The organism is Blastococcus sp. CT_GayMR19 (assembly GCF_004570385.1).
Lineage (GTDB): Bacteria > Actinomycetota > Actinomycetes > Mycobacteriales > Geodermatophilaceae > Blastococcus_B.
In genome coordinates this window covers 85,949-108,867 of sequence record NZ_SPQL01000010.1, presented here as the reverse complement: position 1 = coordinate 108,867, position 22,919 = coordinate 85,949, and the positions used below count along the sequence as shown (strand labels likewise).

Below are 22,919 nucleotides of genomic sequence, written 5' to 3'. Positions count from 1 at the left end.
TGTGGGCGAGTCCGGCCGCTCGGCCGCCTGGGCCGAACGGGCAGACTCCTTCGGGTCCGTCGCAGCCGAGTACGCCGTCCTCCGCCCGACCTATCCGCCCGACGTCGTCGGCTTCCTCGTCGGCCCCGACGCGTCGGGCGGCTCCGGCCGTCGGGTGCTCGACGTCGGGGCGGGAACCGGGCTGCTGACCGAACTGCTGGTCGCCGCGGGCCACGAGGTGGTGGCCGTGGACCCGTCCGCGGCGATGCTCGAGCAGCTGGCGCTGCGGCTGCCCGACGTGACCACCGCCGTCGCGCGCGCCGAGGCGCTCCCGCTGCCCGCCGCCGATGTCGACGTGGTGACGGCGGCGCAGGCGGCCCACTGGTTCGACCCGGCCCCCGCCGCCGCCGAGATGTCGCGGGTGCTGCGGCCCGGCGGCACCGTCGGTCTGGTCTGGAGTCTCCGGGACGACCGGGCGCCCTGGGTCGCCGCGCTCAGCGCGATCCTGGCCGCCGAGAACGTCGACCGGTTCCGCCCCGCGGCGGTGGCCGAGGCGTTCGCGCGGGAGCTCGGCGCCGACGTCCGGTCCACCGAGTCGGTCTTCGTGCAGCGGGCCACGCCGGAGGACGTCGTCGCCGGCTTCGCCACCCGCAGCTACGCCGCCGCCATGACGGAGGACCGCCGGGCGGCGTTCCTCGGCGAGATCCGCGAACTGATCGCCACCCACCCGGACACCCGCGGCCGAGAGGTCGTCGACCTGCCGCACGCCGTCAGCGCCTTCCGGCTCACCCCTCGCTGAGCGGCTCGGGGCCTCCGAGGGGTCAGGACGGGCGGGACCCGACGGCGAAGATCCGCCGGAAGGGCAGCAGGGTCGTGCCGTCCGGCCGCTGGGGATAGGCCTCGCGCAGCGCCGCGGCGTAGGCGGCGGTGAACTCGGCGCCGTCGTCGGCGCGGAGCTGGGCGAGGACCGGCCGGAACGTGGTGCTGCGCACCCAGGCGAGCACGGGGTCGGGGCCGGTGAGCACGTGCACGTAGGTCGTCTCCCACACGTCGGCGGCGAGGCCGGCGGCGGTGAGGACGTCGTAGTACCCGGCCGGCTCGAGGACGGCGTCCGCCGCGGGCGCCACGCCCGCCAGCTGCGGGGACCACCGCGGCGAGCGGCACAGGTCGGCCAGCAGCGTGTGGGTGGGGGAGCGGAAGTTGTCCGGCACCTGCACGGCCAGCTCCCCACCGGGGGCGAGCCGGCCGGCCCACCGCGCCATCAGCTCCTCGTGGCCCGGCACCCAGTGCAGCACCGCGTTGCTGACGAGGACGTCCACCGGTCCGGGCGGCTGCCAGTCCCGGACGTCGCCGGCGACGAACTCGATCCGGCCGGGGACGGCGTGCGCGGCGGCCGCGGCCAGCATGGCGGCCGACGAGTCCACGCCGATGACCCGGGCACCGGGCCAGCGCTGGGCCAGCGACGCGGTCAGCGCCCCCTCGCCGCAGCCCAGGTCCACCACCGTCGCGGGCGCCTCCGCGGCGATCCGGGTCACCAGCTCGGCGAAGGGCCGGGCGCGCTCCCCGGCGAAGCGCAGGTAGCGCACCGGGTCCCAGGCCGCGGAGGGGCCGGACGACGTCCCGGGCGCCTGGCGCGTCGTCGACTGCTCGGTGCCGTCCACTGGCGCCGACCCTAGGTCCGGGGCCGTCGGGCCCGGCGCACCGGGTCGCGCCCGCATCCCCCCGCGGGCGGAAATCTGCCGGATCCGTCGTTCCCGCCCGGTACCGTGACCCCGACGCGGGACAGCTCCGCCCCGCCGCACTCCGACCATGGGAGCCCCGATTCCGTCCGACCCGACGCCCCCGGCGCCGCCGCCTGACGATGTGGCGGGCGTGCGGCCGGACGAGCGGATCGCCCTGCCGGCGGACGGCCTGCCGCCCGCCGGGACACCGGTGCCGCCGGGCGCTGCGGACCCCCTGGCGGACCTCGACGGCGGGTCGGCGTCCGATCCGGGCGGGGCGGCGTCGGAGACGGGCATGGGTGGCGTGGGCCTGGTCGCGAAGCTCCGGGCCGTCCTCCGGGTCCGGGACTTCCGGAAGCTCTGGCTGTCGATGTCGCTGTCGAGCTTCGGTGACTGGCTGGGCCTGCTGGCGATCACCGCGACCGCGACCCACCTGGTCGAGGGGTTCGCGGCCGCGAACTTCGCGCTCGGCGGCGTGCTGCTCTTCCGGCTGCTCCCGGCGATCGTGCTCGGCCCGCTGGCCGGGGCCATCGCCGACCGGTTCGACCGGCGCAAGACGATGGTCATCACCGACGTCATCCGCTTCTCGCTCTTCGCGTCGATCCCGCTGGTCGACAACCTCGTCTGGCTGTTCGTCGCACAGTTCCTCATCGAGGCGTTCAGCCTGTTCTGGATCCCGGCCAAGGACGCCGCCGTCCCGAACATGCTGCGCAAGGACCAGCTGGAACCGGCCAACCAGCTGTCCCTCGTCACCACCTACGGGCTGACCCCGGTGCTCGCCGCCATCGTCTTCGCCGTGCTGACCAGCCTGGGCGGTCCGTTGTCGGACCTGCTGCCCTCGGTCGACGAGGTGGACCTGGCGCTGTTCCTGAACGCGCTGACCTTCCTGGTCGCGGCGGTGGTCATCTGGAACCTGCCCTCGATCAGCGGCCGACGGGCCGCCGGCGCGGCAGCCCCGCAGGAGACCTTCTTCAGCTCGCTCAAGCACGGGTTCTCCTTCGCCGGGCACACGCCGATGGTCCGGGGGCTCGTCGTCGGCATCACCGGCGCCATGGCGGCAGCGGGCGTGATCATCGCGACGGGGCAGGCCTTCGCCAACGCGCTCGGCGGTGGAGAGGCGGCCTACGGCCTCCTCTTCGGCGCGGTGTTCGTCGGCCTGGGTGTCGGCATCGCCTTCGGTCCCAGCATCGCCCGCGACCTCGCCCGCGAGCGCATCTTCGGCGTCGCCCTCGTGGGCGCCGGCGTGATGGTCCTGGTCATGTCCTGGACGTTCACGCTCTGGATCGCGTTGCTGCTCGTGGTCCTCATGGGCTTCTTCGCCGGCATCGCCTACCTCGCCGGCTTCACGCTGCTGGGGACGGAGGTCGCGGACGAGATCCGCGGCCGCACCTTCGCCATCGTCCAGTCCCTGATCCGGGCCGCGCTGATCCTGTCGCTGGCCGTCGTGCCGTTCGGCGTGGGGCTCATCGGCCGGCACCAGGTGGACCTCGGTCCCATCACGGTCCCGCTCACCGGCGAGCGCATCATGCTCTTCGTCGCCGGTCTGCTGGCCGTCGGCGTGGGCGTCCTGGCCTACCGGCAGATGGACGACGGCCGGCCGGTCCCGCTGCTGGCCGACGTCGTCACCGCCCTGCGCCGGGACACCACGGCCCGCCGTCGGCTCGCCGGTGGTGGGGTGCTGATCGCGTTCGAGGGCGGCGAGGGCGCCGGGAAGTCGACCCAGGTCCGCCGCCTGCAGGAGTGGCTGACCAACGAGGGCCTGGTGTCGCGGGCGACGTTCGAGCCCGGCGCCACCCCGTCCGGCGCGGGCATCCGCGCGATCGTCCTGGACCGGGCGCACGCCGGCATCGCCTCGCGCTCCGAGGCGCTGCTCTACGCCGCCGACCGGGCCCAGCACGTGCACGACGTCCTCCGGCCCGCGCTCGATGCCGGGGAGGTCGTGATCACCGACCGGTTCGTCGACAGCTCGCTGGCCTATCAGGGCGCCGGCCGGACGATCCCGCTGGACGACGTCCGGATGCTGTCCCGCTGGGCCACCGAGGGGCTCCAGCCCGACCTCACCGTCCTGCTCGACCTGCCACCGGAGGTGGGCCTCGCCCGGGCCCGGGGGCGGGCGGTCGCCGACCGGCTGGAGTCCGAGTCGCTCGACTTCCACCAGCGGGTGCGTGGCACGTTCCTGGCGCTGGCCGAGAGCCAGCCCGACCGCTACCTCGTCCTCGACGCGCGGCGGAGCCCCGACGAGCTCGCTGCCGCGATCCGGGTCCGCGTGGCCGACCTGCTGTCGGGTCTGCCGCTCCAGCAGATCCTCCCGCCGGACGACGCCGCCGATTCCCGCGTGGACGGTGCGCTGGCGGGATCGGCACCGCACCACCCGCACGCCCAGACCGGCCCGACCCCCCAGTTGCACCCGTGAGCGAGGAGGCGGCGTGACGGCAGCCGACGACGTCTGGGCCCAGGTCATCGGTCAGCCGGCCGTCGTCGCCGAACTGCGGGCCGCCGTCGCGAGCCCGGCCGCGATGACCCACGCCTGGCTGTTCACCGGACCGCCCGGCTCCGGCCGGTCGGTGGCCGCGCGTGCGTTCGCCGCCGCGTTGCAGTGCCCCGACGGCGGGGACGGCACCTGCCACGAGTGCCGGACCGTGCTGGCCGGCACGCACGCGGACGTGCAGAGCGTCGTGCCCGAGGGGCTGTCGATCGGCGTCGACGAGGTGCGGCAGATCGTCCGCATCGCCGGTCGTGCGCCGTCCCGCGGCCGCTGGCAGGTCGTGCTCGTCGAGGACGCCGACCGGATGACCGAACAGGCGTCCAACACGGTGCTGAAGATGCTCGAGGAGCCCCCGCCGCGCACCGTCTTCCTGCTCTGCGCGCCCAGCCTGCATCCCGACGACGTCCCGGTGACCATCCGCTCCCGCTGTCGCGTCGTCGGTCTCCGCACACCGCCCGCCGAGGCGATCGCCGAGGTGCTCGTGCGCCGCGACGGCGTCGACCCCGCACTGGCCGCGTGGTCCGCGGCGGCCGCGGGTGGCCACGTGGGCCGGGCGCGGCGGCTGGCGCGCGACGAGGAGGCGCGGATGGCCCGCAAGGCCGTGCTCGACGTCCCCCTGTCGCTGATGTCGCTGGCGGCATGCCTGGACGCCGCCGCCGACCTGGTCGGGGCGGCCAAGGACGAGTCCGATCAGGCCGCGGGGGTCCTCGACGGCGCCGAGACGGAGGCGACGAAGGCCAGCCTCGGCTTCGGGGCGCGAGGGCCGGGTGTGGCCGCAGCCAGCCGGGGCGCCGGCGTGCTGAAGGACCTGGAGAAGCGGCAGAAGTCGCGTGCCACGCGGCTCGGGCGTGACTCCCTCGACCGCGCGCTGGTCGACCTCGCCGGGCTCTACCGCGATGCGCTGGTGCTCGATGCCGTGTCGTCGGAGCCCGCCGCCGAGGTGCCCATGCTGCTGCATCCCGACCGTCGCGCGGACGCCGAGGAGCTGGCCCGCCGGATCGGTGCCGAGGGGGCCCTGCGGCGCATCGACGCGCTGCTGGCCTGCCGGACGGCGCTGGAGCAGAACGTCAAACCGCAGATCGCGTTCGAGGCGCTGACGGTGGCGCTCCGGCTGCCGGCCTGACCCGGCCGGGAAGCCTTCCCGGGCATCCGTGGCCCTCCGCGGGACGGGGCCGGCGGTGTCGTAGGCTGTTCGGGCACGTCCGCCGCCTTAGCTCAGTCGGTAGAGCATCTCACTCGTAATGAGAAGGTCGTCGGTTCGATTCCGACAGGCGGCTCGCGTTCGACCAGGGGTTCCGTCCTTCGGGACGAGACCCCTGTGTCGTCTCCGCGGTCCGTGATCCTCACCCGGTCCGGCGAGTGCCCGTGAGCGGATCGGCGGCCGCTCGGCGGGTCACAGCGGCGCGTTGTCCGGGCAACCCTCGCCACTCCTCAGGTACGTGACCGAATCCGGCCCTGGGGAGGGGGCGGGCCCGTCCGTGGCCACGCCCTCATCGACGGCGCCCACCTTGACGCCGTCGGCATGGATCTGGGTGCCGCCCAGAGGCACCTCGACGGTGAGGGCCGTTCCGGTGGACACCGATCCCCGGGCAACCACCGTGGACCCCTGGCGGAACTCCACGTCGATGAAACCGTCGTCGGGGGTGTCGCTCGAATGCCCCTGGCAGTACGCCACCCGGTGCATGCGTGGCTCCTCCGGCGATCCGCATCCGGCCAGGGCGGACAGGCAGAGCAGGAGCACGGCGAGCACCGTCCCGCTCGCTGCACGCGGGAGGCGGCCGTGGTTGCGCAGGCCCTGTGCCGTCACAGTGATCACCTCCGGGCGCAGCGTAGGGGCGCTGCACCCCGGTCGGTCGACGCACGCCGGTCTCTGGAGCCGGTGTTCTCGCAGTGCGATCCCGCGGTGGACGGCTGTCGGGAGGCGACGCGCTCTGCGGTGCTGCGGGAATCGCCGCTGCTCAGCGGCGCGCTGCCTCCGGTCCGCCCGGCTTCCCGGTATCCGGACGCCCATCTCGCTCCGTGTGAAACGGGATCTGGCTCAAGTCCGGGATGCCGATGCCGAAAGTGCTGACAGATATCGGTGAGCACGGCTGCGACCGCGGCCGGCCGATCGGACGTCCGGTGCCCTGGCACCGTCGGCGCGGGAAAGGCACCAGATGACACCCCTCAAGCGATCCGTCCGCTCGAACGCGGCAGTCCTCACCGGCATCGTGCTGCTGAGCGGCTGCGGCACAGCAGCCACCGGGGAGACGGGCGCACCGGAGCCCATCAGCATCGCGATCGGAGAACCGGTCAGCCCGCTCCTCACCGCCAACACGGTGGAAGAGAACGGCACCCAGGTCCTCGAATCGCTGTTCACCGGACTGGTCGAGTACGACACGGACGGTGCGGTTCGCTACACCGGCGTGGCGGAAGACATCGAGTCCGAGGACAGCGTCACGTGGACCGTCCGGCTGCGCGAAGGCTGGTCCTTCCACGACGGGACGCCCGTCACGGCCGAGTCGTTCGTCGACGCCTGGAACTACGCGGCCTACAGCCCCAACGCGCAGGAAGGGTCCTACTTCTTCGCCAACATCGAGGGCTTCGGCGATCTGCAGGCCCCGACGGACGAGGAGGGCGAACCCACCGGCGACCCCGCCGCCACCGAGCTCAGTGGCCTCCGGGTCGTCGACGACGAGACCTTCACCGTCACGCTGAGCGCGCCGTTCGCGCAGTTCCCGGTCACGCTCGGCTACAACCCCTTCTTCCCCCTGCCCGAGGCGTTCTACGAGGACCCGGAGGCGTTCGGCGTCCGGCCCATCGGCAACGGTCCGTTCCGGGCAGCCGGCGATTTCGTCTCCGGTGAGGGGATCACGGTGCTGGCCTACGAGGACTTCGCGGGCGAGCAGCCGGCCTCGGTCGAGGCGGTCGAGTTCCGGGTCTACGGCGACACCGACACCGCGTACCTGGAGGCCCAGTCCGGTGACCTCGACGTGCTGCCGAGGATCCCGGCCGACGTCGCCGGCACGGCCCCGGACGAGTTCGAGGGCCGGTACGTCGAGTCGGCGGCCTCGGGCTTCACGTTCCTCGGCCTGCCCCTGTACCGGGAGCGGTACGCCGACCCGCGCGTGCGCCAGGCCCTGTCGCTGGCCATCGACCGGGAGACGATCGCCGACAAGATCTTCTCCGGCACCCGTCTGGCCGCCGCCTCGGTCGTGCCGCCGGTGGTCGAGGGGCACCGTGCGGACGCCTGTGACGCCTGCGTCCTGGATGTGGACCGGGCCAACGAGCTGCTCGACGAGGCCGGCTTCGACCGCACGCAGCCGATCGAGCTGTGGTTCAACGCCGGTACGGGGAACGAGGACTGGATGGAGGCGATCGGCAACCAGCTGCGCAGCAACCTCGGCGTGGAGTTCGTCCTGAAGGGCGAGCTCGCCCCGCCGGAGTACGGCCCGCTGCTGGGTGCCCAGGGCATGTTCGGTCCGTTCCGCATGGGCTGGGCCATGGACTACCCGAGCCCGCAGAACTTCCTGGAGCCGCTGTACGCCACCGACGCCGGTGCGAACTTCTCGTTCTACAGCAACCCGGCCTTCGACGAGCTCGTCGCGAAGGGCAACGCGGCCGCCACCAGTGACGAGGCCATCGGCTTCTACAACCAGGCGGAGGACGTGCTGCTCGAGGACATGCCGATCATCCCGCTGTTCTTCGACGTCACCCAGTCGGTCCACTCCGCCGACGTCGAGGGCGTGGTGGTCGACGCGTTCGGCCGGGTGGACACCACGTCGCTGACCGCGGTCGGCTGACCTCCTCCACCAGCGCACGGCGGCCCCCACCTCACGTCGAGGTGGGGGCCGTCGTGGCGTCGCGGGCCGGCGGCGAGATCCGGCGTACGCGGGTATCGGCGCCGTCGGTCACCGGTCTGGGCCGGATCTCGGCGATCGACCGAGCCCGGGACGGCGGCACGCCTCAGGAAGGCGCGCCGCCGTTCGTTCCCGGCGACTGTCGGAGCCGACGGGTCAGGTGTGGTAGTTCCCGTCCTTGGCGCGCTGGATCGACGCCGTGATCTCGGCCTCGGCCGCCTCGCGGCCCACCCACTCGGCGCCCTCGACCGACTTGCCCGGCTCGAGGTCCTTGTAGGTCTCGAAGAAGTGCTGGATCTCCAGGCGGTCGAACTCGGACACGTCGTTGATGTCGGTCAGGTGGGCCATCCGCGGGTCCGTCGCCGGCACGCAGAGCACCTTGTCGTCCCCACCCGCCTCGTCGGTCATCCGGAACATGCCCAGCGCCCGGCAGGTGATCAGGCACCCGGGGAACGTCGGCTCCTCGAGCAGCACCAGGGCGTCGAGCGGGTCGCCGTCCTGGCCCAGGGTGTGCTCGATGTACCCGTAGTCCGCCGGGTAGCGGGTCGAGGTGAACAACATCCGGTCCAGGCGGATGCGTCCGGTGGCGTGGTCCAGCTCGTACTTGTTTCGCTGGCCCTTCGGGATTTCTACCGTCACGTCGTACTGCACGGTCGTAGTCTGACCCATGGCGGCCCGTCGCGATCGACGGGCCGCTTTTCTGGGGGGTGGGCACCATCGCGTCGAGTGGCTCGACGATCGTCGTCACAGCGAAGACCGGACGGTTCCGGCGCCGTATGACGATGCTCGTCCTGGCCGTCGTCCTGCTGCTCGCCGGCGGCGGCATGGCCCTCGCCGGCGTCTTCGACGGCGGGGGTGGCACCGGCTCCGGCGCGGTCGCGGCGGACGAGCCGCGGCTGCCCGAGCTCGGCGACGCCACACCGGTCCTCGCCTCCCTGTCCGAGGACGCCCCGGCGCCGGACCCCGACGTCCTGACCGGCGTACTCACCCCGCTGCTCGCCGCGCCCGCGCTGGGCGCGGGTGTCTCGGCGGTGGTCACGGACGTCGCCTCGGGGGACGTCCTGCTGGACCGCGACGCCAGCGACCCCGCGACCCCCGCGTCCACCGCCAAGCTGCTGACCGCCGTCGCCGCGCTCACCACCCTCGACCCCTCCGACACCCTCGAGACGACGGTCGTCGCCGGTGCCACGCCGGGGGAGGTCGTCCTCGTCGGCGGCGGTGACCCCACGCTGTCCCGCACCGCTCCCTCCCAGACCTACCCGGGCGCCCCGACGGTCGCCGAGCTCGCCACCCAGGTCGTGGCGGCCCTGCCGGCCGGGACCCCGGTCACGCGCGTCGTCGTCGACAGCTCCCTGTTCAGCGGGCCGCTGACCGCCACCGGGTGGGGGCCGGCCGACGCGCCCTCCAGCTACGCCGCCCCGGTGACGGCCTCGGCCGTCGACGGTGCCCGGGTCAGCCCCGGCTCGCAGGCCCGCAGCGGGCAGCCGGGGCTGGACGCCGGCTCGGCCCTGGCCGACGCCCTCGGCGCCCCCGGCGCGACGATCGTGCTGGGTCAGGCGCCGGATGGTGCGGAGACGCTGGGCACGGTGCGGTCCGCGTCGATCGCACGTCTCGTCGAGCAGATGCTGTCGCAGTCGGACAACGTGCTCGCGGAGTCGCTGGCCCGCCACGTCGCGCTCGCCCGCGACCTCCCGGCCAGCTTCGAGGGTGGCGCGCAGGCGGTCACCGAGGCGCTGACCGATGCGGGGGTCGACGCCGCGGGGGTCAAGCTCTCCGACGCCAGCGGCCTGTCCCGTCTGGACCTGGTGCCCGCGTCCGTGCTCGCCGGCGTGGTGCAGGGGGCCGCCGACGGCAGCATCGAAGGCGCTTCGGGGCTGCTCTCGGGCCTGCCGGTCGCCGGCTACGACGGGACGCTCTTCGACCGGGGGGACGACGACCCTGCGACGGCGCCGGGCACCGTCCGCGCCAAGACGGGCACGCTGCTCGGCGTGCACGCACTGGCCGGGACCGCTGTCACCGCGGAAGGGCGGCTGCTGGCCTTCGCCGTGGTGGCCGACGGCGCGACGGGCAGCGAGGCCGCGACGGAGGCGGTCCTCGACGACATCGCCGCCACGCTCGCCGGCTGCGGCTGCCGCTGATCCGGGCCGCCGACCGGCAGGCCGGGACGCCGCTCCGCGTACCGTGAGGCGGGATGTGCCTTCCAGCGTGGCGTAGCCACTCCGCTCCTGCACCGGAGGTGGGACGGGATGTGCCTTCCAGAGTGGCGTAGCCACTCCGCTCCTGCACCGGAGGTGTGACGATGAGCAGCGCCTCCTCGATGGTCGACTGGGCCCTGGCCGGACGCACCGCCCGCCGCCTGATGAGCCCGGGTCCGCAGACGACGCGGGAGGACGCCGCCGACGTCGTCCGCGAACTGCACGAGGCGGCCGCCACCGCCGTGGCACACGTCCAGGCGCTGACCGGGCTGAGCCCCGTGCCGGGCGGCCCCGTGCCGGAGGTCGTCGTCGTCGACCGGCCCGGCTGGGTCGACGCCAACACCGCCGGCATGGCCGCGCTGCTGGACCCCCTGGTCGACGCGCTGGCCGAGAAGCAGGGCAGCCGCCCCGGGGCGCTGGCCATGGCGGTCGGTTCCCGCGTCACCGGCGTCCAGGCCGGCGGGCTGCTGGCCTTCCTCTCCTCCCGCGTCCTCGGTCAGTACGAGGTGTTCGGCAGCGGTGGCCGCCTGCTGCTCGTCGCCCCCAACATCGTGGCCACCGAGCAGAAGCTCGGCGTCGACCCCACCGACTTCCGGCTGTGGGTGTGCCTGCACGAGGTCACCCACCAGCTCCAGTTCACCGCGTTCCCGTGGCTCAAGGACCACCTCGAGGCCGAGATCGCGCAGTTCGTCGAGGCCACCGATCTCGACGCCGACGTCCTGCGCGAGCGCCTCCAGGACGTGCTGCGCAGCCTGGCCGACGCCGTCCGAGGAGGCGAGGGCCAGTCGGAGGGCCTCATGGCGCTCATCCAGGACCCGGCGCAGCGCGCCGTCCTCGACCGGGTGACCGCGGTGATGAGCCTGGTCGAGGGGCACGCCGAGTACGTCATGGACGGCGTCGGCCCGGACGTCGTCCCCTCGGTGCGCACCCTGCGCAAGCGGTTCGCCCAGCGCCGCAAGGGCCGTGGCCCGTTCGACCGCGTGCTGCGCCGGCTGCTCGGGCTGGAGCAGAAGATGAAGCAGTACGCGCAGGGGCGGGTGTTCGTCGGCGGGGTCATCGACCTCGTCGGCATGGAGGGGTTCAACCGCGTCTGGGACGGCCCCGCGAACCTGCCCCGGATCGAGGAGCTGACCGCTCCGGCACTGTGGGTGGAGCGGGTGCTCGGCCGCCCGGCCATCCCTGCCTGACCCTCGTGGTCGGTCCGCCCCGGGCGGTCGCGGAGCTGAGGACCGCCGTCCGGAACGGGCTGCGCGCGTTCCCGCAGCCGGTGCTCGTCGCGTGCAGCGGGGGAGCCGACTCGGTGGCGCTGGCGGCCGCGCTCGCCTTCGAGGCGCGGGGCCGGGTGGGCGGGGTGACCGTCGACCACGGCCTCCAGCACGGCTCCGCGGAGCGCGCCGACCGGACCGCCGCACTGCTGCGCGACCTGGGCCTCGATCCCGTCGTCGTCCTGCGGGTGTCGGTCGGCGGCGACGGGGGACCGGAGGGTGCGGCCCGCTCCGCGCGCTACGACGCGCTGGACGCCGCGGCGGAGGAGCACGGCGCCCGGATCGCGCTCGGCCACACACTGGACGACCAGGCCGAGACCGTGCTGCTCGGACTGGGCCGCGGCTCCGGGCCGCGGTCCGTGGCGGGGATGGTCGAGGACCGGCCGCCCTACTGGCGCCCGCTGCTCGGCGTCCGGCGGGCGACCACCCGACAGGCCTGCGCCGACCAGGGGCTGACGGTGTGGGACGACCCGTGGAACGACGACCCGGCCTACACCCGCGCGCGGCTGCGCGCCGAGGTGCTGCCGCTGCTCGAGGACGTGCTCGGCGGCGGCGTGGCGCCGGCGCTGGCGCGCACCGCCGGGATGCTGCGCGAGGACCTGGACGCGCTGGACGCGCTGGCCGAGGCGGAGTTCGCCGCGCTGACCGCGGGGTCCCCCGACGGCAGCCTGCCTGTCGAGCCGCTCGGGTCCCTCCCCGCGGCTCTGCGGCGGCGGGTGCTCCGCGGCTGGCTGCGCGCGGCCGCGGTGCCGGACGTCCAGGCGGTGCACCTGCACTCGGTCGAGGCCCTCGTCACAGGCTGGCGGGGGCAGGGAGCGGTCGACCTACCGGGCGGCGCAGGCGTCGTCCGGGCGTCTGGCAGGCTGCTCCTGCTGTCGGCCCCGGACCGGGGCGGCCGACCGGATGCACCCGACGATCTCGAGGAGCCCACGCGTGACTGAGCCTGCGAGCACCCCCGCGGGGCTGGGTCCCGATCACGGCTACGGGCCGGACATCGACCACGTCCTGCTCAGCGAGGAGCAGATCCAGGCCAAGATCCGCGAGCTCGCCGAGCAGGTCGCCCGCGACTACGCGGGCAAGGAGGTCCTGCTCGTCGGCGTCCTGAAGGGCGCGGTCCTCTTCATGAGCGACTTCGCCCGGGCGCTCCAGCTGCCGACGCAGATGGAGTTCATGGCGGTCTCCAGCTACGGCTCGGCCACCAGCTCCTCCGGCGTGGTCCGCATCCTCAAGGACCTCGACCGCGACATCACCGGCAAGCACGTCCTGGTCCTCGAGGACATCATCGACTCCGGGCTCACGCTGTCCTGGCTGCTGAAGAACCTCGGCGGCCGGTCGCCGGCGTCCCTGGAGGTCTGCGCCCTGCTGCGCAAGCCCGACGCCGTCAAGGTCGAGGTCCCGGTCAAGTACGTCGGGTTCGAGATCCCCAACGAGTTCGTCATCGGCTACGGCCTGGACTACGCCGAGCGCTACCGGGACCTGCCCTACATCGCCACCTTGAAGCCAGAGGTCTATGCCTGACGTCGCCCTCCGGGCGACACCGCTCTGCGATCTGTCGTCCTCCGGACGACACGGCGACCAAGTGCCGTCCCCCTGCTGCGTCGAGCCGTTTCGTCGCGGCTGCGCGGGACCCTTCGGGCCCCACTCGCCACGACCCTCGCGGGGCGGCTCGCTTCCCGCGCCGTGACCGGGTTACCTCTCCACTCGCGTAGCGCGGCTTCCCGTGTCCCGGCCGGGAGGGCCTCCGGCCCCCCGCGACCGGGCCACACCCCAGGGGGTCACCTGCAGCTTGCGCTCAGGGGTTTCACAGGCTGCCCGGTGTACCGTCGATCACGACGACGCTGCCCCCAGCGCCGGGGTTCCTGCCCGGGTGCAGGCGGTGTCCCCGAACGATCAGGAGGGTCGACGGGCAGGCCGGTCTCCCGGCGCCCGGCATCGGTGTATGGAACGTAAGAAGATCTTCCGCTCCGTGTGGTTCTGGGTCGCGCTCTTCGTCCTGGTTGCCCTCGTCTCCTCCACCTTCTTCAGCGGCAGCGGTGCCCATCAGGAGGTCTCCACCTCCACGGCGCTCGAGCAGTTCGAGCAGGGCAACGTCGAGTCCGCGACGATCAACGACAAGGAACAGACGCTCGACCTCGAGCTGGACAACGAGGTCGACGGCAGCAACCAGATCACCGCGTCCTACCCGCTCGGCGCGTCGGACGACGTCTTCGACCTCGTGGCCGGGACCGGCGAGAACGGCGGGGGCGTCGACTTCGACACGAACGTGACGCAGCAGAGCCTGCTCGTCAGCATCCTGATCAGCTTCCTGCCGTTCGTGATCCTCCTGCTGCTGCTCTTCTGGCTCTTCAACTCCATGCAGGGCGGTGGTCGCGGGGTCATGGCCTTCGGCAAGTCGAAGGCGAAGGCGGTCAGCAAGGACACGCCGAAGACGACCTTCGCCGACGTCGCCGGGGCGGACGAGGCCGTCGAGGAGCTCTACGAGATCAAGGACTTCCTGCAGAACCCGGTGAAGTTCCAGGCGGTCGGCGCCAAGATCCCCAAGGGCGTGCTGCTCTTCGGTCCGCCCGGGACCGGCAAGACCCTCCTCGCCCGCGCGGTGGCCGGCGAGGCCGGTGTGCCGTTCTTCTCGATCTCGGGCTCGGACTTCGTCGAGATGTTCGTCGGTGTCGGCGCCAGCCGCGTCCGTGACCTGTTCGAGCAGGCCAAGAACAACGCGCCCGCGATCATCTTCATCGACGAGATCGACGCCGTCGGCCGGCACCGCGGCGCCGGCATGGGCGGCGGCCACGACGAGCGCGAGCAGACGCTCAACCAGATGCTCGTCGAGATGGACGGCTTCGACGTCAAGGGCGGCGTCATCCTCATCGCCGCCACCAACCGGCCGGACATCCTCGACCCGGCGCTGCTGCGCCCCGGGCGGTTCGACCGGCAGATCGCCGTCGACCGGCCCGACCTGATGGGCCGCAAGGCGATCCTGTCGGTGCATGCCAAGGGCAAGCCGCTCGCGCCCGACGTCGACCTCGAGACGATGGCCCGCCGGACGCCCGGGTTCACCGGCGCGGACCTGGCCAACGTGCTCAACGAGGCGGCGCTGCTCACCGCCCGGCACAACCGCTCCCTGATCGACGACGCCACCCTCGAGGAGGCGATCGACCGCGTCATCGCCGGCCCGGAGCGCAAGACCCGGGCGATGAGCGAGAAGGAGAAGAAGGTCACCGCCTACCACGAGGGCGGCCACGCGCTCGTCGCGCACGCGCTGCCCAACCTGGACCCTGTGCACAAGGTGACGATCCTGCCGCGCGGCCGCTCCCTGGGGCACACGCTGGTCCTGCCGACCGAGGACAAGTACACCCAGACGCGCTCGGAGATGATCGACACCCTCGCCTACGCCCTCGGCGGGCGCGCGGCCGAGGAGCTGGTCTTCCACGAGCCGACCACGGGTGCCGGCAACGACATCGAGAAGGCCACCTCGATGGCCAAGGCGATGGTCACGCAGTACGGCATGAGCGCCAAGCTCGGTGCCGTGAAGTACGGGCGGGACGACGCCGAGCCGTTCCTGGGCCGCGACATGGGCTCCCGCCCGGACTACTCGGAGGCGGTGGCCGCCGACATCGACAGCGAGGTGCGCGCGCTGATCGAGGCCGCCCACGACGAGGCGTGGGAGATCCTGGTCGAGTACCGGCCGGTCCTCGACCAGCTCGTGCTCGAGCTGATGGAGAAGGAGACGCTCTCCAAGGACGACATGGCGCGCATCTGCGCACCGGTCGCCAAGCGGCCCTCCCTCGCGCCCTACAATGGGTTCGGCAAGCGGACGCCCTCGGACGAGCCGCCCGTGCTCACCCCGGCGGAGCGGGCCGCGCAGAACGGCGGCGGCGCGCACGCCCACGGTGGGTCCACCCCGGTCGGGGACGTCGGGGCGCCGGCTCCCCGATGAGGAACGTCCCGGCAGAGCCGCTGGGGCGCGGCGTCGAGCCCGGCACGGTCGACCTCGACCGGGCGGCCGCCGCGGTGCGGGAGCTGCTCCTCGCGGTGGGGGAGGACCCCGACCGGCCCGGCCTGCAGGACACCCCGGCCCGCGTGGCGCGGGCGTACGCGGAGACCTTCGCCGGGCTCGGGCAGGACCCGTACGAGATCCTCGCGACGACGTTCGACGAGGACCACGACGAGCTGGTCCTGGTCAAGGACATCCCGATGTACTCGACCTGCGAGCACCACCTCGTGCCCTTCCACGGGGTCGCGCACATCGGCTACATCCCGGGCGAGGACGGCCGGGTCACCGGGCTGTCCAAGCTGGCCCGGCTGGTGGAGGTCTACGCCCGGCGTCCCCAGGTGCAGGAGCGCATGACCAGCCAGATCGCCGACGCGCTGGCCGACGTCCTCAAGCCGCGGGGCGTGCTCGTCGTCATCGAGGCCGAGCACCTGTGCATGGCCATGCGGGGGATCCGCAAGCCCGGGGCGACGACGGTGACGTCGGCGGTCCGCGGGATCTTCCGGGACAACGCGCCGACGCGCGCCGAGGCGATGAGCCTCATCCTGGGCCGATGATCACCGTGCCGCGCCCGGGGCGGTGCGTGGTGATGGGGGTCCTGAACGTCACGCCGGACTCGTTCTCCGACGGCGGCTGCTTCGCGGACGCTGAGTCGGCGATCGCGCACGGGCTGGAGATGCACGCCGCCGGTGCCGACTACGTCGACGTGGGCGGCGAGTCGACCCGGCCCGGTGCCGACCGCGTCGACGCCGCCGAGGAGTGCCGCCGGATCCTCCCGGTCATCCGGGAGCTGTCCTCGGCTGGGGTGCGCACGAGTGTGGACACGACCCGCGCCGAGGTCGCCGAGACGGCGATCGCGGCCGGCGCGAGCCTGGTCAACGACGTCAGCGGGGGCCTGGCCGACGCCGGGATGGCGACGCTGGTGGCCGACGCCGGCGTCCCCTGGGTGCTGATGCACTGGCGCGGGCACAGTCGCGAGATGTACGCGGCTGCCCGGTACGGCGACGTCGTCACCGAGGTCTGCGCCGAGCTCACCGCCCGGGTGGAGGACGTCGTCGCTGCCGGGGTTCCCCCGGAGCAGCTGGTCCTCGACCCGGGGCTCGGGTTCGCCAAGAACGCCGACCACAACTGGGCGCTGCTCGGCGGCCTGGACCGGCTGGTGGGGCTCGGCCTGCCGATCCTGCTGGGTGCCTCGCGGAAGACCTTCCTCGGCCGGCTGCTCGCCGACGCCGACGGCAAGGTGCGCCCGGCCGAGGGGCGCGACGCCGCGTCGCTGGCCACCACGGTCCTGGCGGCCGAGGCCGGGGTGTGGGGCGTCCGGGTGCACGACGCCGCCGCCTCCGTGGACGCCGTCCGCACGGTCGAGGCCGTGCGGGCCGCCCGAGGGGCGCGCCGTGGCTGAGCCATCCGCCCACCCCGCCCGGGACCGCATCGCCGTCCGGGGGCTCCGTGCCTACGGCCACCACGGGGTCTACGCCTCCGAGCGCCGGCAGGGGCAGTCCTTCTCCTGCGACGCGGTCCTGGAGGTCGACACCCGGCCGGCGGCCGACACCGACGACCTGCAGCGGACGGTCAACTACGCCGAGCTGTCCCAGCGGCTGTACTCGGTTCTCGCCGGGGAGCCGGTGGACCTGCTCGAGACGCTCGCCCAGCGGCTCGCCGACGTCTGCCTGGCCTACGAGCTCGTCGACGCGGTCGAGATCACCGTGCACAAGCCCGAGGCCGACCTCGGTGTCCCGTTCGACGACGTCACGGTGACCATCCGGCGGGAGCGTCGCCGGTGACGCGTGCGGTCCTCTCGCTGGGCGCCAACCTGGGTGACCGCGCGGGTGCACTGCGCACCGCACTGGCCGCCCTCGCGGGCGACGGCCTCGTCGCCCGCTCCACCCTCTACGAGACCCCACCGTGGGGGCCGGTGGAGCAGCCGCCGTACCTCAACGCGGTCGCGATCGTCCGCGGCCCGCGCGATGCCGTCGGCTGGCGGGCCCGCGCGCACGAGCTCGAGCAGGCCGCCGGACGCACCCGGGACGTCCGCTTCGGCCCGCGCACCCTCGACGTCGACGTCGTCACGGTCATCGGGGACGACGGCGCGCCGGTGCTGTCCGACGACCCGGAGCTGACCCTGCCGCACCCGCGCGCGCACGAGCGGGCCTTCGTGCTGGTCCCCTGGCTGACCCTGGACCCCGGCGCGGCTCTCCCCGGCCACGGCAGGGTCGCCGACCTGGTCGCCGCCCTGCCACCCGAGGACGTCGCCGCCGTCACGCGCTGGGAGCATCTCCATTGAACCCGGTCGGCCGGCGTGATCTCGCCGTCCTCGCCGTCGGTCTGGCCGTGGCCTCGTGGCTCCTCGTCCGGGCCTTCTACGGCGAGCTGCCGCCGCTGGACTGGTGGCTGCCCGCACCCTTGGCGGTGCTCGCCGTCGGCGAAGCCCTGTCGGCGCGCACCGTCCGCACGCGGCTCGCGGCGATCCGGGCGCTCCGGGCGTCGCGCGGCACCGCGGCCAGGGCGACGACCGGGTCCGTGCGGCCCCTCGAACCCATGCTCGTGGCCCGCCTGGCGGTGCTGGCCCAGGCCAGCGCCTGGGTCGGTGCCGGATTCGCGGGGGTCTGGGCGGGCGTGCTCGCGTACGTGGGTCCCGCGGTCGGCCGGCTGCAGGAGGCCGGCGGCGACACGGGAACCGCGGTGATCGGGATCGCCTGCGCCCTGGGCCTGGTGGCCGCGGCGCTCGCGCTGGAGTCCGCCTGCCGGGTCCCGCCGGAGGACCGCGACCCCACCGAGGGCGTCAGCGCGTAGCGGCTCTGCATCCTGTCGTCCTCCGGACGACACCGCTGTGACACTGCGTTCCTCCGGACCGCACCGCGGCCACGAGCCGTCTCCTGCGCCGCTGAGCCGCTGCCCATGTCCTCGGCGGGAGGCCTCCGGCCCCCGCGCCGAGTCCACGACGACGTGGTCGTATCAGCCGTGGGCTGCGCCCGCGACCTCCGGGACCGACCCCTCCACGGAGCGGCGCAGCGCAGCGTGCAGGGATTCCGGGGTGAGGACGCCGAGGAAGCGGTCGCCGTCCAGCACCGCCACCCAGCCCGCCTCGTGCTGCAGCATCGTCGCGAACGCCGTCTTGAGCGTGGCGTCGGCCGGCACCCAGGCCTCCATGCGGTGCCCGGCCGACCCGACCGTGCCCGCGCCGGTGGCGCGCTCGGCGGAGAGCCAGCCGTGCAGGTTCCCGGAGTCGTCGAGGACGACGGCCCAGCGTGCGCCGACCCGTTCCATCGCCGCGCGCGCGTCGGCCAGGCCGTCGGCCACGTGGACGAACGGTGGCCGCTCGAGATCGGCGGGATCGATGCCGGTCACCGCGAGCCGCTTGAGCCCCCGGTCGGCGCCCACGAAGTCGGCGACGAAGGCGTTGGCCGGCTTCCCCAGCAGCTCGGCCGGGGTGGCGAACTGCTCGACCTTCCCGCCGCTGCTCATGACGGCGATCCGGTCGCCGATGCGCACCGCTTCCTCGATGTCGTGGGTGACGAAGACGATCGTCTTGCGCACGGTCGCCTGCAGCCGCAGGAACTCCGACTGGAGCCGCTCGCGCACGACCGGGTCGACGGCGGAGAACGGCTCGTCCATCAGCAGGACCGGAGGATCGGCGGCCAGCGCCCGCGCCACCCCGGCACGCTGGCGCTGACCGCCGGAGAGCTGGGCGGGGTACCGGTCGCCGTGGACGGCGGGGTCGAGGCCGACGATGCCGAGCAGCTCGTCGACGCGGTCGCGGATCCTCGTCCTGTCCCAGCCGAGGAGCCGCGGGACGGTGCCCACGTTGGTCCGCACGCTCTGGTGCGGAAAGAGCCCGACGCTCTGAATGACGTAGCCGATCCGGCGCCGGAGCTTGTCGGGATCGGCGCGGGTGACGTCCACGCCGTCGAGCAGGATGCGCCCGGTCGTCGGCTCGATGATGCGGTTGATCATCTTCATCGTGGTCGTCTTGCCGCACCCCGAGGGGCCGACCAGCACGGTGAGTTCGCCGGCGGCGAAGGTCAGGTCCAGTTCGGCGACGCCCACGGTGCCGTCGGCGTAGACCTTGCTGACCCCCTCCAGCCGGATCTCGGCGGCCGCACCACCGGTCCCGTCGTCCGTGTCCGGCCGATGGGGAGGCTGCGCAGTAGCGTCCACGGGGTGACCCTTCTGGGATGCGCCCGGTGGTGAGCGCTGCGGCGGAGGCCGGTGGCGCGGTGCTCGCGGTGGACGAGGCGCCGAACCCCTGGATCGATCCTTCCTACGTGACCGAGAACTGGGACACCATTCTGCGGTACCTGGGCGAGCACATCCGGCTCACCCTGGGCGCGGTGGTCCTCGGCGCGCTGATCGCGCTGCCCCTGGCGTTGCTGGCCCGGCGCAACCGCGTCGTCGCGGGGCCCGTGCTGGCGGTGTCCACGATCGTCTACACGATCCCGTCGCTGGCCATGTTCGCCTTCATCTTCCCGTTCACCGGGCTGTCGGCGACCACGGTGCTCATCGGCCTGGTCGCGTACTCGCTGGTCATCCTGGTGCGCAACTTCCTCACCGGGCTGCAGGGGGTTCCGGCCGACGTCCGCGAGGCCGCCCGCGGCATGGGCTACGGCCCGGTCCGGCTGTTCTGGCAGATCGACCTGCCGCTGGCCCTCCCCGCCTTCATGACCGGCCTGCGGATCGCCACCGTCTCGACCGTCGCCCTGGTCACGGTGGGCGTGCTCGTCGGGCACGGCGGCCTGGGGCAGCTGATCTACGGCGGGTTCAACGCGAACTTCTACCGGGCGGAGATCGTCACCGGCTCGGTCGGCTGCGTGCTGCTGGCCCTCCTCGCCGACGTGCTGCTTGCCGGCGCCGAGCGGCTGGTCACGCCCTGGGCGCGGGCGGTCCGACCGTGAGCGCCTTCGGCGAGGCGATGGTCTACCTCAACGACCCGTTCAACTGGACCCGCCGCGACGGGATCCTCGAGCTGCTCGGCGAGCACCTGACGATCTCCGCCGTCGCCGTCCTGGCCGCCTTCGTCATCGCGTTCCCCATCGCCGTCGCGCTCGGCACGTCCGGTCGCGGCGGCGGGGCGGTCGTGGTGGTCTCCAACGTCAGCCGGGCCGTGCCCACCCTGGCGCTGCTCACGCTGTTCGCCGTCAGCCCGATCGGCTTCGGCAACCGGGCCACCACGATCGCCCTGGCGGTCTTCGCGATCCCGCCGATCCTCGCCAACACCTATGTCGGGGTTCGTGGCGTCGACGCCGACGTGCGCGAGGCCGCCCGGGGGATGGGGATGAGCAGCGGCGAGGTCACCCGCCGGGTCGATCTGCCGCTGGCCCTCCCGCTGATCATGACCGGGCTGCGCACGGCGACGGTCCAGGTCGTGGCCACGGCCAGTCTCGCGGCGCTGGTCGGTGGGGGAGGCCTCGGCCGGCTGGTCCGGCTCGGCTTCGGCCAGCAGGACTACGGGCTGATCATCGCCGGGGCACTCCTGATCGCCGTCCTCGCGGTGCTCACGGAACTGCTGCTGGTGCTGCTGTCGTGGGTGGCGACCCCGGGTCCGAAGCGCTTCCCGTGGACGTCGGCGAAACGGCCCGTCCTCGCCGCGAGCGCCGAGCCCACGGCCAGCGGGGTGCCGCTGTGACCGGCGCGGTGCTTACGAATCGGTAACGGACGCCCCCCGCATTGCATTGCGTGCAACGGAGGGGGTTCCATGACCGACGCGGGAATCCTCCCGCCAGACACGCGTGGTGGCCCGGGGCCACCACGGGACACAGAAGGCGGGGCGTCCAGACATGCGCGCACGCATCCGGTTCATCGCACCACTCGTCCTGGCGCTCGCCGTGACCACGGCCTGCGGGGAGTCCGGCTCCTCGGGCACCGGCGGCGGCGAGGAGACCGACGCCGCCGCGTCGGGTGCGGCGTGCGCACCGGTCGAGGGTGAGCAGCTCGTCGTCCTCGAGGACGACCAGGGCCTGCAGAACGCCGACAACATCATCCCGGCCGTCCACGCCGCCACCGCGGAGGCCCAGCCGGCCCTCCTGCCCGCGCTGAACGCCGTCTCGGCAGCACTCACCACCGAGGAGCTGATCGGACTCAACGCCGCCGTCGACCTGGAGCGGCAGAGCGCCGAGGACGTCGCCGCGGCGTGGGTCGAGGAGAACGGGGTCACCGAGGGCCTCGAGCAGGGCAGCGGCCCGATCGTCGTGGGCGCGGCCGACTTCAGCGAGAACGTGATCCTGGCCAACATCTACGCCGGCGTGCTCAACGCCGCCGGATTCACCGCCACCGTCACCGAGGCCGGCAGCCGGAACCTGTACCTGGAGGCGCTGAAGGCCGGCCAGCAGATCCAGGTCGTCCCCGAGTACCTCGCCACGGTCACCGAGTTCATCGAGGCCGACGACGCGAACCCGGTCGCCAGCGGGGACGTCGACGAGACCCTCGCGGCCCTCGAGCCACTGGCCACGGCGGCGGGCCTGGCGTTCGGCGAGCCGTCGGAAGCGGCGGACCAGAACGCGTTCGCCGTCACCCAGGCGTTCGCCGACGAGCTGGGCGTGGCCACGCTGTCGGAGCTGGCCGAGGCCTGCGGCGACGGTTCGCTGGTCCTGGGCGGACCGCCGGAGTGCCCGACGCGGCCGTTCTGCCAGCTCGGTCTCGAGGAGGCCTACGGCATGGAGTTCGAGAGCTTCCGTGAGCTGGATGCCGGCGGTCCGCTGACCAAGGCGGCGATCCAGCAGGGCGAGGTCTCGATCGGGCTGGTCTTCAGCTCCGACGCCGCGCTCGCCCAGAACTGAGTCGGCAGGGCCGCCCTTCCCCCTGGGAGGGGTGGCCCCCGCTCAGTACCAGCCGCCGGCCGGGAGCTGCTCGCCGGCGGGGACCGGGGCGGTGAGCCGGTTGCCCTCCGGGGCCAGCGGGCACGACCAGCGCGGGTCGTAGGTGCACGACGGGTGGTAGGCGAAGTTGAGGTCGACCACCAGCCGCTCGCCGTCCCCGCCGAGGTCGGCGCCCTTGACCGTGTCCAGCAGGTATCGCCCGCCCCCGTACGTCGTCGCACCGGCGGTGCCGTCGCGCAGCGGCAGGAAGACCCCGCCCCCGTAGCCGCCCAGCCACCAGACGTCGATGTCGCCCAGCTCTCCGAGGGAGACGGTCCCGATCCGGTCCAGCGGGACGACGCCGTCGGCCGCCGTCGGCAGTTCCAGCCGCTGCGGGGCGGCTGGTCCGAGCGCCGGCTCGAAGCGGAGGGCCGGGTCGTAGTCCGCGAACGGGAGCCCCGCGAACGCCGCGCGGGCCGCGTCGTCCAGCGGTGAGTCGGGATGGGTCGCGAAGAGCTCGTCCCGGCCGTCCCGCCAGGTCCGCCAGCCCGCCTCGGGGTCGGCGGCGGCCCGAGCCGCGGCGAAGAGGGCACTCGTCCGCCGGCGCCAGTCGAGCAGGGTGAGCGACATGGCACCACTGTGGCAGCCGGCGCACG

Annotated in this window: 22 protein-coding genes and 1 tRNA gene; 18 read left to right on the top strand and 5 right to left on the bottom strand. The window is 73.6% G+C overall.

The genetic code is table 11. From position 1 onward, the window contains the following. Position 1 precedes the first annotated feature (1 nt). Complete coding sequence (locus E4P39_RS14875; protein WP_135137352.1) at positions 2-778, top strand: class I SAM-dependent methyltransferase; 777 nt, start codon at positions 2-4, stop codon at positions 776-778. A gap of 22 nt (positions 779-800) precedes the next feature. Here E4P39_RS14875 and E4P39_RS14870 read toward each other — a convergent pair whose 3' ends face one another. Beyond that, positions 801-1,640 carry a trans-aconitate 2-methyltransferase gene (locus E4P39_RS14870; RefSeq protein WP_245159851.1) on the bottom strand — a complete coding sequence of 280 codons (840 nt, stop codon included), beginning with the start codon at positions 1,638-1,640 and terminating at the stop codon, positions 801-803. A 211-nt stretch (positions 1,641-1,851) separates the two neighbouring features. Here E4P39_RS14870 and tmk point away from each other — a divergent pair, with 211 nt between their 5' ends. From tmk to E4P39_RS14855, 3 genes are all read left to right on the top strand, one after another. After that, positions 1,852-4,113, top strand: coding sequence for a dTMP kinase (gene tmk, locus E4P39_RS14865; RefSeq protein WP_245159850.1), 2,262 nt, complete (start codon positions 1,852-1,854; stop codon positions 4,111-4,113). A 13-nt stretch (positions 4,114-4,126) separates the two neighbouring features. Then, a complete protein-coding gene (locus E4P39_RS14860) occupies positions 4,127-5,308 on the top strand; it encodes a DNA polymerase III subunit delta' (protein WP_135137349.1) in 1,182 nt (393 codons plus the stop codon). An 81-nt stretch (positions 5,309-5,389) separates the two neighbouring features. Next, positions 5,390-5,462, top strand: a tRNA-Thr gene (locus tag E4P39_RS14855). A gap of 116 nt (positions 5,463-5,578) precedes the next feature. Here E4P39_RS14855 and E4P39_RS14850 read toward each other — a convergent pair. Then, positions 5,579-6,001 carry a hypothetical protein gene (locus E4P39_RS14850; protein ID WP_135137348.1) on the bottom strand — a complete coding sequence of 141 codons (423 nt, stop codon included), beginning with the start codon at positions 5,999-6,001 and terminating at the stop codon, positions 5,579-5,581. A 340-nt stretch (positions 6,002-6,341) separates the two neighbouring features. On the opposite strand from E4P39_RS14850, the gene E4P39_RS14845 reads away from it, so the two are divergent. Beyond that, entirely contained in the window at positions 6,342-7,967 is a 1,626-nt protein-coding gene (locus tag E4P39_RS14845) for an ABC transporter substrate-binding protein (RefSeq protein WP_135137347.1), read from the top strand. A gap of 213 nt (positions 7,968-8,180) precedes the next feature. On the opposite strand, the gene E4P39_RS14840 is transcribed toward E4P39_RS14845, so the two are convergent. Continuing rightward, positions 8,181-8,675 (bottom strand): inorganic diphosphatase, encoded by a 495-nt coding sequence (locus E4P39_RS14840; protein ID WP_135137346.1) that lies wholly within the window; start codon positions 8,673-8,675, stop codon positions 8,181-8,183. 125 nt (positions 8,676-8,800) lie between these two features. Here E4P39_RS14840 and dacB point away from each other — a divergent pair, with 125 nt between their 5' ends. From dacB to E4P39_RS14790, 10 genes are all read left to right on the top strand, one after another. Continuing rightward, entirely contained in the window at positions 8,801-10,162 is a 1,362-nt protein-coding gene (gene dacB, locus E4P39_RS14835) for a D-alanyl-D-alanine carboxypeptidase/D-alanyl-D-alanine-endopeptidase (protein WP_245159849.1), read from the top strand. Positions 10,163-10,323: 161 nt separating this feature from the next. After that, entirely contained in the window at positions 10,324-11,406 is a 1,083-nt protein-coding gene (locus E4P39_RS14830) for a zinc-dependent metalloprotease (protein WP_135137344.1), read from the top strand. A gap of 5 nt (positions 11,407-11,411) precedes the next feature. Further along, positions 11,412-12,425, top strand: coding sequence for a tRNA lysidine(34) synthetase TilS (gene tilS / locus E4P39_RS14825; RefSeq protein WP_135137343.1), 1,014 nt, complete (start codon positions 11,412-11,414; stop codon positions 12,423-12,425). Further along, entirely contained in the window at positions 12,418-13,002 is a 585-nt protein-coding gene (gene hpt / locus E4P39_RS14820; protein ID WP_245159848.1) for a hypoxanthine phosphoribosyltransferase, read from the top strand. Before tilS ends, hpt begins: the two co-directional genes overlap by 8 nt. A 421-nt stretch (positions 13,003-13,423) precedes the next feature. Then, positions 13,424-15,418: an ATP-dependent zinc metalloprotease FtsH gene (gene ftsH / locus E4P39_RS14815; RefSeq protein ID WP_135137342.1), complete on the top strand. Its 1,995-nt coding sequence runs from the start codon at positions 13,424-13,426 to the stop codon at positions 15,416-15,418. Then, the gene (gene folE, locus E4P39_RS14810; RefSeq protein ID WP_135137341.1) at positions 15,415-16,029 is read left to right on the top strand and encodes a GTP cyclohydrolase I FolE; all 615 of its coding nucleotides are present in this window, start codon (positions 15,415-15,417) and stop codon (positions 16,027-16,029) included. Before ftsH ends, folE begins: the two co-directional genes overlap by 4 nt. After that, on the top strand, positions 16,026-16,874 hold the full coding sequence (gene folP / locus E4P39_RS14805) for a dihydropteroate synthase (protein WP_167761880.1): 849 nt from the start codon (positions 16,026-16,028) through the stop codon (positions 16,872-16,874). The genes folE and folP overlap by 4 nt, the downstream gene beginning before the upstream one ends. Further along, positions 16,867-17,256, top strand: coding sequence for a dihydroneopterin aldolase (gene folB, locus E4P39_RS14800; RefSeq protein WP_135137340.1), 390 nt, complete (start codon positions 16,867-16,869; stop codon positions 17,254-17,256). Before folP ends, folB begins: the two co-directional genes overlap by 8 nt. After that, the gene (folK, locus tag E4P39_RS14795; protein WP_135137339.1) at positions 17,253-17,756 is read left to right on the top strand and encodes a 2-amino-4-hydroxy-6-hydroxymethyldihydropteridine diphosphokinase; all 504 of its coding nucleotides are present in this window, start codon (positions 17,253-17,255) and stop codon (positions 17,754-17,756) included. The genes folB and folK overlap by 4 nt, the downstream gene beginning before the upstream one ends. Further along, positions 17,753-18,265, top strand: coding sequence for a DUF3180 domain-containing protein (locus E4P39_RS14790; RefSeq protein WP_135137338.1), 513 nt, complete (start codon positions 17,753-17,755; stop codon positions 18,263-18,265). The genes folK and E4P39_RS14790 overlap by 4 nt, the downstream gene beginning before the upstream one ends. A gap of 162 nt (positions 18,266-18,427) precedes the next feature. Here the strand turns inward: E4P39_RS14790 and E4P39_RS14785 are convergent, their stop codons facing one another. After that, positions 18,428-19,630 (bottom strand): ATP-binding cassette domain-containing protein, encoded by a 1,203-nt coding sequence (locus E4P39_RS14785; RefSeq protein ID WP_245159847.1) that lies wholly within the window; start codon positions 19,628-19,630, stop codon positions 18,428-18,430. Between the two features lie 17 nt (positions 19,631-19,647). On the opposite strand from E4P39_RS14785, the gene E4P39_RS14780 reads away from it, so the two are divergent. The 3 genes from E4P39_RS14780 (at position 19,648) to E4P39_RS14770 (ending at position 22,245) form a co-directional block, all read left to right on the top strand. Further along, the gene (locus E4P39_RS14780) at positions 19,648-20,364 is read left to right on the top strand and encodes an ABC transporter permease (protein WP_135137337.1); all 717 of its coding nucleotides are present in this window, start codon (positions 19,648-19,650) and stop codon (positions 20,362-20,364) included. Continuing rightward, positions 20,361-21,095, top strand: a complete 735-nt coding sequence (locus tag E4P39_RS14775) for an ABC transporter permease (RefSeq protein WP_245159846.1) — start codon at positions 20,361-20,363, stop codon at positions 21,093-21,095. Before E4P39_RS14780 ends, E4P39_RS14775 begins: the two co-directional genes overlap by 4 nt. Positions 21,096-21,246: 151 nt before the next feature. Next, complete coding sequence (locus tag E4P39_RS14770) at positions 21,247-22,245, top strand: glycine betaine ABC transporter substrate-binding protein (RefSeq protein WP_135137336.1); 999 nt, start codon at positions 21,247-21,249, stop codon at positions 22,243-22,245. 42 nt (positions 22,246-22,287) lie between these two features. On the opposite strand, the gene E4P39_RS14765 is transcribed toward E4P39_RS14770, so the two are convergent. Then, entirely contained in the window at positions 22,288-22,893 is a 606-nt protein-coding gene (locus E4P39_RS14765) for a DUF1684 domain-containing protein (RefSeq protein WP_135137335.1), read from the bottom strand. Positions 22,894-22,919 lie beyond the last annotated feature (26 nt).

Coding starts and splice junctions, on each gene's coding strand:
- E4P39_RS14845 (WP_135137347.1), top strand. CDS start 6,342: ATGACACCCCTCAAGCGATCCGTCCGCTCGAACGCGGCAGTCCTCACC.
- dacB (WP_245159849.1), top strand. CDS start 8,801: ATGACGATGCTCGTCCTGGCCGTCGTCCTGCTGCTCGCCGGCGGCGGC.
- E4P39_RS14830 (WP_135137344.1), top strand. CDS start 10,324: ATGAGCAGCGCCTCCTCGATGGTCGACTGGGCCCTGGCCGGACGCACC.
- ftsH (WP_135137342.1), top strand. CDS start 13,424: ATGGAACGTAAGAAGATCTTCCGCTCCGTGTGGTTCTGGGTCGCGCTC.
- folE (WP_135137341.1), top strand. CDS start 15,415: ATGAGGAACGTCCCGGCAGAGCCGCTGGGGCGCGGCGTCGAGCCCGGC.
- folP (WP_167761880.1), top strand. CDS start 16,026: ATGATCACCGTGCCGCGCCCGGGGCGGTGCGTGGTGATGGGGGTCCTG.
- E4P39_RS14780 (WP_135137337.1), top strand. CDS start 19,648: ATGCGCCCGGTGGTGAGCGCTGCGGCGGAGGCCGGTGGCGCGGTGCTC.
- E4P39_RS14770 (WP_135137336.1), top strand. CDS start 21,247: ATGCGCGCACGCATCCGGTTCATCGCACCACTCGTCCTGGCGCTCGCC.
- E4P39_RS14765 (WP_135137335.1), bottom strand. CDS start 22,893: ATGTCGCTCACCCTGCTCGACTGGCGCCGGCGGACGAGTGCCCTCTTC.